Here is a 12,509-nt window from a genome sequence, read left to right as displayed (position 1 = left end):
GCGCCGGGTTCAGGAGAACATCATGGGCAAGTTCAAATTTCCCTCCGCTTATACCATTCTCTTTTTTCTGATTGCCGTGGTTGCCGTGCTGACGTGGATTGTTCCGGCCGGGCAGTACCATATGGCGATGAACGAGGCGCTCGGCAAAGAAGTGCCGGTTGCTGGCACTTACGCGCACGTGGCAGCGCACCCGCAGGGGCTCGTCTCCGTGCTGATGGCGCCGATTGCCGGGCTGTACGATCCGGAGTCCGGCCAGGCCGGGGCGATCGACGTGGCGCTGTTTATTCTGATCATCGGGGGATTCCTCGGGATCGTCACTAAAACCGGGGCGATAGACGCCGGGATCGAGCGCGTCACCACCCGACTGCGCGGCCGCGAAGAGTGGATGATCCCAATCCTGATGGCGCTGTTTGCCGCCGGCGGCACGATTTACGGCATGGCCGAAGAGTCGCTACCCTTCTATACCTTACTGGTGCCGGTGATGCTGGCAGCGCGGTTCGATCCGGTGGTTGCGGCTTCTGCCGTGCTGCTCGGCGCGGGGATCGGCACGCTCGGATCCACCATCAACCCGTTCGCCACGGTGATCGCCGCCAACGCCGCCGGGATCCCCTTCACCAACGGCATCATGCTACGCATCGCGCTGCTGGTGATCGGCTGGATCATCTGCGTGGCGTGGGTAATGCGCTACGCCCGCAAGGTGCGCAAGGATCCGTCGCTGTCGATCGTGGCGGATAAGCAGGAAGAAAATCTCGCCCACTTTCTCGGTAACAAGGGCGAGCAGTCGCTGGAATTTACCCCGGTGCGCAAACTCATCCTGGTGATCTTCGCCCTCGCCTTCGCGGTGATGATCTACGGCGTGGCGGTGCTGGGCTGGTGGATGGCGGAGATTTCGGCGGTGTTCCTCGCCAGTGCCATTATCGTCGGGCTGATCGCCCGCATGAGCGAAGAGGAGCTGACCTCAACCTTTATCAACGGCGCGCGAGATTTGCTGGGCGTCGCGCTGATAATCGGCATCGCGCGCGGTATCGTAGTGATCATGGATAAGGGCATGATTACCCACACCATTTTGCACAGCGCCGAGGGAATGGTCACCGGATTGTCGACGGTGGCGTTCATCAACGTGATGTACTGGCTGGAAGTGGTGCTGTCGTTTCTTGTGCCTTCTTCGTCCGGCCTGGCCGTTCTGACGATGCCGATCATGGCGCCCCTTGCCGATTTCGCTAACGTCAACCGCGACCTGGTGGTTACGGCTTACCAGTCGGCGTCCGGCATCGTCAACCTGATCACTCCCACCTCTGCCGTCGTGATGGGCGGGCTGGCTATCGCCCGCGTGCCCTACGTGCGTTATCTGAAATGGGTCGCGCCGCTGCTGGGGATTTTAACGGTGGTGATTATGGTGGCGTTAAGCCTGGGCGCTTCGTTGTGATTTGCCGGATGGCGCTGCGCTTATCCGGCCTACGGATCGGTGCGGTGCCACCGGTTATTTCGGGAACTGATATGGGAACTATGATGGATTACGAAGAGTACTCTCCCAAAGAGCAATTACAGCTAACGGTCTGCCAGCGTCTGATCGCGGAAAAGAGCTATCTCTCCCAGGAAGAGATCCGCCGTGACTTACAGGAGCGTGGTTTTGAGACCATCAGCCAGTCCACCGTTTCACGTCTGCTCAAGTTGCTTGGTGTCATAAAAATTCGCAATGCCAAAGGGCTAAAGATTTATTCGCTGAATCCCCAGCTGCGCCCGGCCCCCGACGCGGCGCGTACGGTCTCTGAAATGGTGGTGAGCGTGGAGCACAACAGCGAATTTATCCTTATCCATACCGTCGCCGGATATGGCCGCGCGGTGGCGCGTATTCTGGATTATCACCAGTTACCTGAAATTTTAGGTGTAGTGGCCGGGAGCAGTATTGTCTGGGTCGCGCCCCGCGTAGTGAAGCGCACCGCGCTGGTGCATAAGCAAATTAATTATTTACTCAGAACGCATTAATATTCACAAAGAACCGTTTGCATTGAGTAAAGCGTGCATTAAATCGCTTGATCCCAAAAGCGAGCTGCGTATAATGCCCGACAATTTGCCGGGAGGAAGCATGGTCAAGCGTGTACGACATAACATCTTACCGCGTCTGAAATCAGACGCTGGCCTGCCGTTTTTCTTCCCGTTGCTAAACCTATTCCCAGAGCCCCTCATTTGAGGGGCTTTTTTTTGCCCGGCGTCAGGAGATAAACATGAATCCGCTTTATCAAAAACACATCATTTCCATAAACGACCTCAGCCGCGAAGAGCTGGAACTGGTTCTGGAAACCGCGGCAAAACTGAAAGCCAATCCGCAACCGGAGCTGTTGAAGCACAAGGTGATTGCGAGCTGCTTCTTCGAAGCCTCGACCCGCACCCGCCTCTCCTTCGAAACCTCCATGCACCGTCTGGGCGCGAGCGTGGTGGGCTTCTCGGACAGCAGCAACACGTCGCTGGGCAAAAAAGGCGAGACCCTGGCGGATACCATTTCGGTTATCAGTACCTACGTTGACGCGATTGTGATGCGCCACCCGCAGGAGGGCGCGGCGCGTCTGGCGACCGAGTTTTCCGGCGGCATTCCGGTACTGAACGCCGGTGACGGCGCCAACCAGCATCCGACGCAGACCCTGCTGGATCTGTTCACCATTCAGGAGACGCAGGGCACGCTTGAGAACCTGAACATCGCCATGGTCGGCGACCTGAAATATGGCCGCACCGTCCACTCCCTGACCCAGGCGCTGGCGAAATTTAACGGCAACCGCTTCTTCTTTATCGCGCCGGACGCGCTGGCGATGCCGCAGTACATTCTCGACATGCTGGACGAGAAAGGCATCGCGTGGAGCCTGCACGCCAGTATCGAAGAGGTGATGGGCAACGTGGATATTCTCTACATGACCCGCGTGCAGAAAGAGCGTCTGGATCCGTCCGAGTACGCCAACGTGAAGGCGCAGTTCGTGCTGCGCGCCAGCGACCTTGAAGGCGCGCGTGACAATATGAAGGTGCTGCACCCGCTGCCGCGCATCGATGAGATCACCACAGACGTGGACAAAACGCCGCACGCCTGGTACTTCCAGCAGGCCGGAAACGGCATCTTCGCTCGCCAGGCGTTACTGGCACTGGTTCTGAATCGCGAATTAGCTCTGTAAGGGGAGACGACCATGACACACGATAACAAACTCCAGGTTGAAGCCATCAAGCGTGGCACCGTGATTGACCACATCCCTGCGCAGGTGGGCTTTAAACTGCTGACGCTGTTCAAACTGACCGAAACGGACCAGCGCATCACCATCGGCCTGAACCTGCCGTCGGGCGAAATGGGCCGTAAAGACCTGATCAAAATCGAGAACACCTTCCTGACCGACGAGCAGGTTAACCAGCTGTCGCTGTACGCGCCGGACGCCACGGTTAACCGCATCGACGATTACGACGTGGTGGGCAAATCCCGCCCAAGCCTGCCGGATCGCATCGAAAGCGTGCTGGTCTGCCCGAACAGCAACTGCATCAGTCATGCTGAGCCGGTTTCCTCCAGTTTCGCAGTGAAAAAACGCGCCAATGACATCGCACTCAAATGCAAATACTGCGAAAAAGAGTTTTCTCATTATGTGGTGCTGGCCAACTAATTGAGGTTGGTAATGAAATCCCGGCTGTTATAATGGCCGGGAACATTCTTAACGCTGTAATTCTGGAGAAAAAATGAGCAAAGTACTCGCGACGGAAAATGCACCAGCGGCTATCGGCCCATACGTTCAGGGCGTTGATCTGGGCAGCATGATCATCACTTCTGGTCAGATCCCGGTGAACCCAAAAACCGGTGAAGTGCCCGCCGACGTAGCGGCGCAGGCGCGTCAGTCGCTGGAAAACGTGCAGGCGATCGTGGAATCTGCCGGTCTGAAAGTGGGCGATATCGTCAAAACCACCGTGTTCGTGAAAGATCTGAATGATTTCGCGACCGTTAACGCCACTTACGAAGCGTTCTTCACCGAGCACAACGCGACCTTCCCGGCTCGCTCTTGCGTGGAAGTGGCGCGTCTGCCAAAAGACGTGAAAATTGAAATTGAAGCGATTGCCGTACGTCGCTAATTCAATTCAATTAAGAAAGGGCAGCTTAGCTGTCCTTTTTATTTCGACTATTTTTACTCTCCATATAAAATGACAAATCGCACCGTCCATTATTAAGCTTCTCCACCCGGTAATATTCTCTAATAATGGATGAGTAATGAAACTTTCAAAAATTGCACTTGCCCTCGCGACAGTGACCGTTGCATCGTCGGCATTTGCTCACGGCTATATTGAATCTCCAGCCAGCCGCGCCTATATGTGTAAGCTTGGCCAAAATATTGATTGCGGCGCTGTACAGTATGAACCGCAGAGCGTGGAAAAAACTTCCGGTTTCCCGACCGCGCTATGCCGCCGGACGGCCAGCTCGCCAGTGCAGGTATTTCCCAGTATTCTCAGCTGGATAAGCAAAGCCTGAATGCCTGGACCAAAAACCCGATAACAGCAGGCCCGCATGAGTTCGTCTGGCATCATACTGCACCGCATAAAACCACTAACTGGCGCTATTACATCACCAAACAAAATTGGGATCCAAATAAGCCGCTGACTCGCGATCAATTTGAATTAACTCCATTCTGTACGATCAACGGAAATAGTCAGGCACCAGCCGTAACAAAATCTATGACTTGCAATGTTCCTGCGCGTACGGGGTACCAGGTTATTTACGGCGTGTGGGAAATTGCGGACACCTCAAATAGCTTTTATCAGGCCATTGACGTTGATTTCGGGAATGGTGGCAACGTAACCCCGGACGAAACGCCTGCGATCGTTTCCGAATGGAGCAAAACCCTGAGCGGCCAGATTGCCGGTAATAACCTGAACGTGGGCGATAAGGTTATCGCACGCTTCTTCGACGCCAACGGTGAAGTGACCGCCATGCGTACCGAAATGACCATCGGCTCTGCTGAACAAGGCGACGCTAACCAGTGGTCTTACGATCTGGCGCAGAAGATCAACACCGCTCAGAGCGATGTCCGCGTCGGTGTTAAAGATGAAGCCGGTGACATCAGCCCGGTTCACGGCGCCAACAGCGTATTCGTGAAAGACGGCAGCACGCTGAAATCCATTGCCATCTCCTATGAAGAGCAAAAAGCGCAGGTGAGCGAGACCATCGCCGTTTCCGATCTGCAATACAGCAAAATCGAACATGGCAACGCGACCGTCACCTTCCACGTCAACACGCAGGGTGACGTTAATTTTGAAGCGCACGTGATGAACCACCACGGTGCGGAAAAAGGTTACCTGAAGCAGGACATGAACAACGTCAATCAGGACGTGACCATGACGCTGACTGACGTGACGGCGGGACACCATATGCTGAAATACTACGCGACCAATAAAGACGGCACGATGTTCGCCCAGGACGTGCTGAACCTGATGCTGGAAAGCGATGCGGCTGCGGACAGCACCGGCCACCACGACTTTACCTTCCCGGAGAATATCGCCTCGTACAAAGCGAGCACCGTGGTACTACAGCCAAAAGACGGTAAGACCTACGAATGTAAGCCTTTCCCGTACAGCGGCTACTGCGTGCAGTACAGCCCAACCGCAAACCAGTTTGAGCCTGGCGTTGGCGCGCACTGGAAAGAGGCGTGGGTGTTGAAGAACTGAGTGGAAAAACCTTACCCCTCACCCTAACCCTCTCCCCAAAGGGGAGAGGGAACGGATCGAGCCCCCTCGCCTGGCCCTCTCTCCAAAGGGGAGAGGGTACCGATAGAGCCCCCTCGCCTGGCCCTCCCTCCAAAGGGGAGAGGGGTTGGGGTGAGGGGTATTTTTTTCTACTGATTCTGCGTCGCACGCAGCAGCGTTTCCAGCGGGTACACCGCCGCAATCACCACCTCGTCCTGGATTTTCGCCGCGTTATCCAGTTCGCTCTGGATCGACGCGATCTCTTTATCATCCAGCGTTCCCTGACGTGCCACCAGATCCGTCAGCCGCAGGCCAATCGAGGCCAGCTTGTCCACCTCCTGAATCACCGGTTTGATGGCCTTCAACTGATAGCTGTTTTCGCTCAAGGCCAGCACGTCGCTGGTGTTGTTCTGCCAGCGGTTAAAGACGTGGCGCAGCGCGTCGGCGCTCTCCGTGTCTTCCGCGTCGCTCACCAGACGATCAGCCCATTTATTCATCTGACGCACGGTCGCACTTTCCGCGTTTAGCGCGTCAGCGAGCCGGTTGAGCGGCTCAAACTGATGATAGTTTCCGGCCTGGAACTTAAGATGCTGACGGGTGTAATACTGCGCCGGTTCAAGCGCCTGGGCGAGGATTTGCAGCGGCAAGGTATCCGCATTGTTAGCGAGGCGCGTGAACTGTATCTGCTGCTGGGTATGCTGCTGTAGCCCAACCGATACCGTGGACCAGCTGTCCATCGCCTGTAGCCGGGTATACATGTTGTCGATGTCGTTGACGTCCTTCGCCGACCAAAGCCGCTCCGCCACCGCAAAGGCGCGCGGCCACAGACGGATATCCAGCACTGGCGCGACCACGTTTTCCGCCCACAGCGCGGCTTCACCGCCGAGCAGATTGGCCTCGTTCGCCGGGTCCGGCACCACCGGCGGAACGCCTTTCGGCACCTCGTCCAGACGCGTGCCGCTAATCGGGTAGCGGGCGTTACCCACCAGGAAATAGCCGCTGAGCTTATCGTTCTCAACAGAAACGACCGGACGCGTTTCACCCATCCAGGTATCAACGGTAAACGTTACCTGATTGTCGTCCCGCCACTGAATGTTATCCACCGCCCGACGCGATTTCCCGGCAAAATCAATGAATCCGCGCCAGCCAGCATCGCCTTTCACCAGCGTAAAGCTGCCTTCCACCGGCTTGCCTTTCAGACGCGGCATCGAGAAAGCCCAGCTCTGGACGCTGTCGGTGTCTGCTATCACATCCACGCCGTTCAACCCCTGCGGCACAATTTCATTGCGGTAGTGGTAGGCGGTGGATTGCGGCTGATCGAGGTAGAAACCGGTAGAAAGAATGCCCTTATAGCCGTTCTGCGCCACCTGCCCCAGCGCGTCCTGTCCCTGCCAGGACTGGATCAGAATGCTTTTCGGCAGATCGGGATGGTAGATCTCATCCCAGCCAACCATCTGCCGGTGGTGCTTCTCAAGGATCGTCTCCAGCTTGCGGTTGAAATACGCCTGCAACGCATGGCTGTCCGCCAGTTTGTTGTCGCGCATGAATCTCTGGATCGCAGCGTTCGCTTTCCACTGGCTGTCGTCAACCTCATCGCCGCCAATATGCAGATACGGATCCGGGAAGATCGCCGCCAGTTCGCTGACCATCGCGTTGGCAAAGGTATAGGTCGCCTCTTTGGTGGGATCCAGCACTGGCTTAAGCACGCCCCAGTGGCGCTCCATGGCGTACGGCCCCGGCGCGCTCATCAGCTCCGGGTAGGCGACGGCAATCGCCGAGGCGTGGCCCGGCATATCAATTTCCGGCACCACGCGTATGCCGCGCTCGGCAGCGTAACGCACAATCTCGCGCATCTGCTCCGGGGTGTAGAACAGCCCATCGCTGGCAAGCTGGGTTAATTTTGGATAACGCTTCGAGGTAAAGCGCCAGCCCTGATCGTCCGTCAAATGCCAGTGCAGGACGTTGAGCTTAGCCGCGGCCATGCCGTCGATCTGGCGTTTGATATCGGGTAACGGGATGAAATGGCGCGCTGAATCGAGCAGCAGCCCGCGCCACGGGAAGCGCGGCGAATCTTCAATGCTAACCCACGGAATCGAGGTGTTTTCGGCGCCGTTCTGCATCAGCTGGAGCAAGGTTTCCATGGCGCGCAGCGCGCCGAAGCGGGTGTTGGCGGAGATATTTACGCCGTTGGCGTCCACCGTGAGTTTATAGCTCTCATCGCTGTCCGGCAGCGGCTGCGGCTTCACCTTTTTAGCGATGGAAATACGGATGGTTGGCTTGTCAGGTTTTTCGGCCTGCGGCTGGAGCGTCCAGCCAGTTTGCAGGGCGATGCGCTGGCGCAGGCGGTTGACCGCATCCCCCAGATCGTCGCCGCTGACGCTCACGGTGAGTTGATTGTTAAGCACCAGCGCACCCTGCGTGGTCGGGCGTTCAACCTTCGCAGGCCAGGGCATTAAGGGAAGGTATGAACCGGAAACATGGGTAACACTTTAGACCGGATACATGGGTAACAGTTATAACTGGCATAGAAGAGGAGACTCGCTATGCCCTGGACTGAGACGCGACCTATGCAACGCCTTGATTTCATCCGTGCCTGCCATGCAGGTACGGATTCTTTTTCTGCCCTCTGCCGTCTCTTCGGCATCAGTCGAAAAACCGGTTACAAATGGCTTCAGCGTTTTGACCCCTCTGACCTGTCATCTCTCTCTGACCGGTCGCGTGCTCCGCACTCCCACTCCCGGACAGTTCCTGATGATATCGCCGGGCAGCTTACGGCCCTGAGGCAAAAACACCCTGACTGGGGCCCCAAAAAACTGCGGATGTGGCTGCTCAATCATCACGTCGATTTTACCGTCCCCGCTGCCAGTACTATCGGCGATATCCTCAAGCGTGAAGGCCTGGTTCCGGATAAAAAGCGAAAACGCAGAACCCCGGGCAATCGCCAGCCCCTGACCATCATCAGTGAGAACAATCAGGTCTGGAGCGCTGATTTTAAAGGCAAGTTCAGGCTGCTGAGCCGGAAATACTGTCATCCCTTCACCCTCACCGACAATCACAGCCGGTATCTTCTGAGCTGCCGGGGAGCAGACCGGGAGAGCGAGCCCTTCGTCAGGCAGTGCCTGACGGATGCGTTCCTGGAGTACGGTCTGCCGGAAGTCCTGAGAACGGATAATGGTCAGCCTTTCGCAGGAACAGGTATCGCCGGGTTAAGTCGCCTTGCAGTCTGGCTGATAAAGCTGGGCATCAGACCGGAACGCATCAGAAAGGGGCATCCGGAAGAAAACGGCCGTCATGAGCGAATGCATCGTTCGCTGAAAAGTGCAGTAAAACAGGGCAACATATTTATGACGATGGAAGAACAACAGCGGTGGTTCAGTGGCTACCGGGAAGAGTTTAACTATGAAAGGCCACATGAAGCCCTGGCGGGTGCAACGCCCGGAACGGTATGGCAACCCTCAGGCCGGCACTGGGATGGCAGGGTTCCTGAATATGCTTATCCGGAAGGAGGTACGGTCTACAGGGTGAAATCAAGGGGGACACTCTATATGGGGAAAAAGGGGACGGTGTTCCTGAGTGAAGCGCTGACTGATGAGTACATCATGCTGGAAGAACAAGATGATGGCCTGGAGGCCATCATCTTTAATGGAATAACGCTTGCGTACTACGACCGAAAAACCCAGAGTGTGCTCCGGATAGACTGAAAAGTGTTACCTATGTTCCCGGTCTGATCTGTTACCTATGTATCCGGTCATACAGCAGCGCCACCGGGCTTGCCGTTACTGCCATCCATACCGACGGCTATAGAACCCTTTGACCATCTGCGTCAGCACCATGTAACCCGCGAGGATCGCCACCAGCCACGGGAAGTAGCTCAGCGGCAGCGCCTGAAGTTGCAGGTAACTTGCAAGCGGCGAGAACGGCAGCGCGATCCCGAGCGCCATCACAATGCCCGTCATCACGATCAGCGGCCATGCGGCACGGCTCTGGATAAACGGAATGCGGCGGGTGCGGATCATATGCACAATCAGGGTCTGGGACAGCAGCCCCACCACGAACCAGCCGGACTGGAACAGCGTCTGGTGTTCCGGGGTGTTGGCGTGGAACACAAACCACATCAGGCAGAAGGTCAGAATGTCAAAGATGGAGCTGATCGGCCCAAAGAACAGCATAAAGCGCCCCAGATCGGCGGGGTTCCAGCGCTGCGGCTTCTGGATCTGCTCGTCGTCCACGTTATCAAACGGGATGGCGACCTGAGAGACATCGTACATCAGGTTCTGAATCAGCAGGTGCAGCGGCAGCATCGGCAGGAACGGCAGGAAGGCGCTCGCCACCAGCACGCTGAAGACGTTACCGAAGTTGGAGCTGGCGGTCATTTTGATGTATTTGAGCATATTGGCGAAGGTGCGACGCCCTTCGATGACGCCCTCCTCCAGCACCATCAGGCTCTTTTCCAGCAGAATGATATCTGCCGCCTCGCGGGCGATATCCACCGCGCCGTCCACGGAGATACCGATATCCGCCGCACGCAGGGCTGGCGCATCGTTGATGCCGTCGCCCATAAAGCCCACCACGTGCCCTTCACGACGCAGCAGAGTGACGATGCGTTCTTTATGCATCGGCGTCAGGCGGGCAAACAGCGTGGTGCGCAGGGCAAGCTTGGCCAGCTCATCGTCGGACAGGTGCTCAATGTCGCTCCCCACCACGACGTCGCCCGCGTCCAGGCCCACTTCGTGGCACACTTTGGCCGCCACCAGCTCGCTGTCGCTGGTCAGGATTTTGACGGTGATCCCGCTCGCTTTCAGTGCTTTCAGCGCCGGCGCGGTGGTCTCTTTCGGCGGATCGAGGAATGCGATGTAACCCTCGAGGATCAAATCGGATTCATCGATACGCTGGTAGTCCCCTTCCCGCGCGGGCAGGAACTTGCTTGCTACCGCCACCACGCGCAGCCCCTGGCGGTTCAGGTTATCGGTGACGCGTTTGATGCGGCGCAGCATGGTCTCATCCAGCGGCACGATCTCGCCGTTATGACGCACCTGCGTGGAAACATTCAGGATCTCCTGCAATGCCCCTTTGCAGATCAGCTGATGTACGTCCGGCTGCTCGCTGACCACCACCGACATGCGTCGCCGTTCAAAGTCGAACGGAATTTCGTCCACCTTCTGCCAGCGGCCGGAGAGCATGCGGGCAGACTCTTCATCCACACCTTCCAGCACCGCCACGTCGAGCAGGTTTTTCAGCCCTGTCTGGTAGTGACTGTTCAGCCACGCGCTGTACAGCACCCGTTCGCTGGTCTTTCCGGCGATATCGGTGTGGTTCTCCAGCACGATTTTGTCCTGGGTCAGGGTGCCGGTTTTATCGGTGCAAAGAATGTCCATCGCGCCAAAGTTCTGGATGGCGTCGAGGTGTTTGACGATCACCTTTTGTTTAGAGAGTTTGACCGCCCCGCGCGCCAGCGTGGAGGTGACAATCATCGGCAGCATTTCCGGCGTTAAGCCGACAGCCACGGAGAGGGCGAACAGCGCCGCTTCCCACCAGTCACCTTTGGTGTAGCCGTTGATCAGCAGGACAATCGGCGTCATGACCATCATAAAGCGGATCAGCAGCATGCTGACGCGGCCAATGCCTTTCTGGAATGCGTTCGGCTCGCTCTCCTGCTCGCTGACGCGTCCGGCAAGCTGCCCAAACCAGGTGTTGCCGCCGGTAGCGGTGACAATGGCCTGCGCCGTGCCGCTGACCACCGTGGTGCCCATAAAGCACAGGGTGTCGCATTCCAGCGGGTTCATCTGCTGCGGATCGCGGGTCCGCGCCACCTTCTCTACGGGCAGGGATTCACCGGTGAGTGACGCCTGCGCGACGAACAGATCCCGCGCCTGGATGATGCGTAAATCCGCCGGGATCATGTCCCCCGCCGCCAGCTTCACCAGATCGCCCGGCACCAGCTGGTCAATGGGCAGTTCAATCCAGGCGTTTTCGCCGAGGTCGTTAATCACGCGCGACACGGTGGCAGTATTGCTGACCATCGCTTTCAGCGTATCCGCCGCTTTGGTGGAGCGCGCTTCCTGAATAAAGTTAAGCAGCGTGGAGATCCCCACCATCAGGGCAATTACGCCTGCGGCAAACAGATCTTCAGTAGCGTAAGAGATAATCCCGAGCACCGTCAGCAGCAGGTTGAACGGATTGCGGTAGCAGAGCCACAGGTGGACCCACCATGGAGAGGGTTTTTGCGCCGGGATCTGGTTATCGCCATGTTCCTCGCGGATTTTTGACACTTCTTGCGCGTTCAGCCCTTCCGGGTGGCCGCCAAAGGCGCGCCAGACTTCGTTTTCATCCATCGCCGCCACGTTCAGGCAGCGCTCGGTCAGGGAAGCGGGGATTTCCGCGCCCGCCAGGGTGTTGGCATTTGGCAGCGGATCGCGCGCAATCAGGCGATGTGGCAGGTGGCGGCTCAGCTGCGCGAACAGCTGCCGGGTGATATTTTTCAGCATAGTCATTCCCCCGCATCCGCAAAGGCGGACGCAGTTTTCCCGCAGGCGTGGCAGAGCCGTACCTGTCAGGCACTTAATTTATCAAGCAGGAACGTATGAACGTTGCTGCCTCACGCCGGTGAGACAGCAAAAGGCTGGCTTACCGGAAAGAAGGTTTTCTCCTGGTCAGGAGAGGTGTGGGATCGGGATCCATGTGGCCTCCGGTAAGTTAAAAATGGGATGTCGTCGCGCAGTATAAGGATTTAACCATACCTTTTGTGACTATTCGGGCGGTATGATACCCCCTCGTAAATAAACCGCACGTAAACCAGACTTTGCCCATAGCGA

At 57.1% G+C, this 12,509-nt stretch carries 9 protein-coding genes and 2 pseudogenes; 8 read left to right on the top strand and 3 right to left on the bottom strand.

Features of this window, described 5'->3' with window-relative positions; translation table 11 throughout:
• Positions 1-22 precede the first annotated feature (22 nt).
• Entirely contained in the window at positions 23-1,426 is a 1,404-nt protein-coding gene (locus L3069_RS02520) for a YfcC family protein (RefSeq protein WP_236901901.1), read from the top strand.
• 80 nt (positions 1,427-1,506) lie between these two features.
• Positions 1,507-1,986 carry an arginine repressor gene (locus L3069_RS02515; RefSeq protein WP_003863366.1) on the top strand — a complete coding sequence of 160 codons (480 nt, stop codon included), beginning with the start codon at positions 1,507-1,509 and terminating at the stop codon, positions 1,984-1,986.
• Between the two features lie 3 nt (positions 1,987-1,989).
• On the opposite strand, the pseudogene L3069_RS02510 reads toward L3069_RS02515, so the two are convergent.
• Positions 1,990-2,107 (bottom strand): annotated as a pseudogene (locus L3069_RS02510) (hypothetical protein).
• Between L3069_RS02510 and L3069_RS02505 the strand changes: the two are divergent.
• From L3069_RS02505 to gbpA, 5 genes and pseudogenes are all read left to right on the top strand, one after another.
• Positions 2,087-2,191, top strand: a complete 105-nt coding sequence (locus tag L3069_RS02505) for a pyrBI operon leader peptide (RefSeq protein WP_071881481.1) — start codon at positions 2,087-2,089, stop codon at positions 2,189-2,191. The pseudogene L3069_RS02510 and the gene L3069_RS02505 overlap by 21 nt on opposite strands.
• A gap of 34 nt (positions 2,192-2,225) precedes the next feature.
• Positions 2,226-3,158, top strand: coding sequence for an aspartate carbamoyltransferase (pyrB, locus tag L3069_RS02500; protein WP_003863368.1), 933 nt, complete (start codon positions 2,226-2,228; stop codon positions 3,156-3,158).
• A gap of 12 nt (positions 3,159-3,170) precedes the next feature.
• The gene (pyrI, locus tag L3069_RS02495) at positions 3,171-3,632 is read left to right on the top strand and encodes an aspartate carbamoyltransferase regulatory subunit (protein ID WP_003863370.1); all 462 of its coding nucleotides are present in this window, start codon (positions 3,171-3,173) and stop codon (positions 3,630-3,632) included.
• A 73-nt stretch (positions 3,633-3,705) separates the two neighbouring features.
• Positions 3,706-4,092: a 2-iminobutanoate/2-iminopropanoate deaminase gene (ridA, locus tag L3069_RS02490; RefSeq protein WP_003863373.1), complete on the top strand. Its 387-nt coding sequence runs from the start codon at positions 3,706-3,708 to the stop codon at positions 4,090-4,092.
• Between the two features lie 136 nt (positions 4,093-4,228).
• Positions 4,229-5,679, top strand: a pseudogene (gene gbpA / locus L3069_RS02485) (N-acetylglucosamine-binding protein GbpA).
• A 167-nt stretch (positions 5,680-5,846) separates the two neighbouring features.
• Here the strand turns inward: gbpA and L3069_RS02480 are convergent.
• The gene (locus L3069_RS02480; protein WP_051979810.1) at positions 5,847-8,150 is read right to left on the bottom strand and encodes a beta-N-acetylhexosaminidase; all 2,304 of its coding nucleotides are present in this window, start codon (positions 8,148-8,150) and stop codon (positions 5,847-5,849) included.
• A 90-nt stretch (positions 8,151-8,240) separates the two neighbouring features.
• Here L3069_RS02480 and L3069_RS02475 point away from each other — a divergent pair, with 90 nt between their 5' ends.
• Positions 8,241-9,398, top strand: a complete 1,158-nt coding sequence (locus tag L3069_RS02475) for a DDE-type integrase/transposase/recombinase (protein WP_023305267.1) — start codon at positions 8,241-8,243, stop codon at positions 9,396-9,398.
• A gap of 75 nt (positions 9,399-9,473) precedes the next feature.
• Here the strand turns inward: L3069_RS02475 and mgtA are convergent, their stop codons facing one another.
• Entirely contained in the window at positions 9,474-12,182 is a 2,709-nt protein-coding gene (gene mgtA / locus L3069_RS02470) for a magnesium-translocating P-type ATPase (protein WP_126509614.1), read from the bottom strand.
• Positions 12,183-12,509 lie beyond the last annotated feature (327 nt).

The organism is Enterobacter cloacae complex sp. ECL411, from assembly GCF_021869665.1.
In the GTDB taxonomy this organism is placed as follows: Bacteria; Pseudomonadota; Gammaproteobacteria; order Enterobacterales; family Enterobacteriaceae; genus Enterobacter; species Enterobacter intestinihominis.
This window is presented reverse-complemented; position numbering and strand designations above follow the sequence as displayed.

Excerpts from the sequence above, each read along its gene's own strand:
- L3069_RS02520 (WP_236901901.1), top strand. The coding sequence starts at position 23 with ATGGGCAAGTTCAAATTTCCCTCCGCTTATACCATTCTCTTTTTTCTG.
- L3069_RS02515 (WP_003863366.1), top strand. The coding sequence starts at position 1,507 with ATGATGGATTACGAAGAGTACTCTCCCAAAGAGCAATTACAGCTAACG.
- L3069_RS02505 (WP_071881481.1), top strand. The coding sequence starts at position 2,087 with ATGGTCAAGCGTGTACGACATAACATCTTACCGCGTCTGAAATCAGAC.
- pyrB (WP_003863368.1), top strand. The coding sequence starts at position 2,226 with ATGAATCCGCTTTATCAAAAACACATCATTTCCATAAACGACCTCAGC.
- pyrI (WP_003863370.1), top strand. The coding sequence starts at position 3,171 with ATGACACACGATAACAAACTCCAGGTTGAAGCCATCAAGCGTGGCACC.
- ridA (WP_003863373.1), top strand. The coding sequence starts at position 3,706 with ATGAGCAAAGTACTCGCGACGGAAAATGCACCAGCGGCTATCGGCCCA.
- L3069_RS02480 (WP_051979810.1), bottom strand. The coding sequence starts at position 8,150 with ATGCCCTGGCCTGCGAAGGTTGAACGCCCGACCACGCAGGGTGCGCTG.
- L3069_RS02475 (WP_023305267.1), top strand. The coding sequence starts at position 8,241 with ATGCCCTGGACTGAGACGCGACCTATGCAACGCCTTGATTTCATCCGT.
- mgtA (WP_126509614.1), bottom strand. The coding sequence starts at position 12,182 with ATGCTGAAAAATATCACCCGGCAGCTGTTCGCGCAGCTGAGCCGCCAC.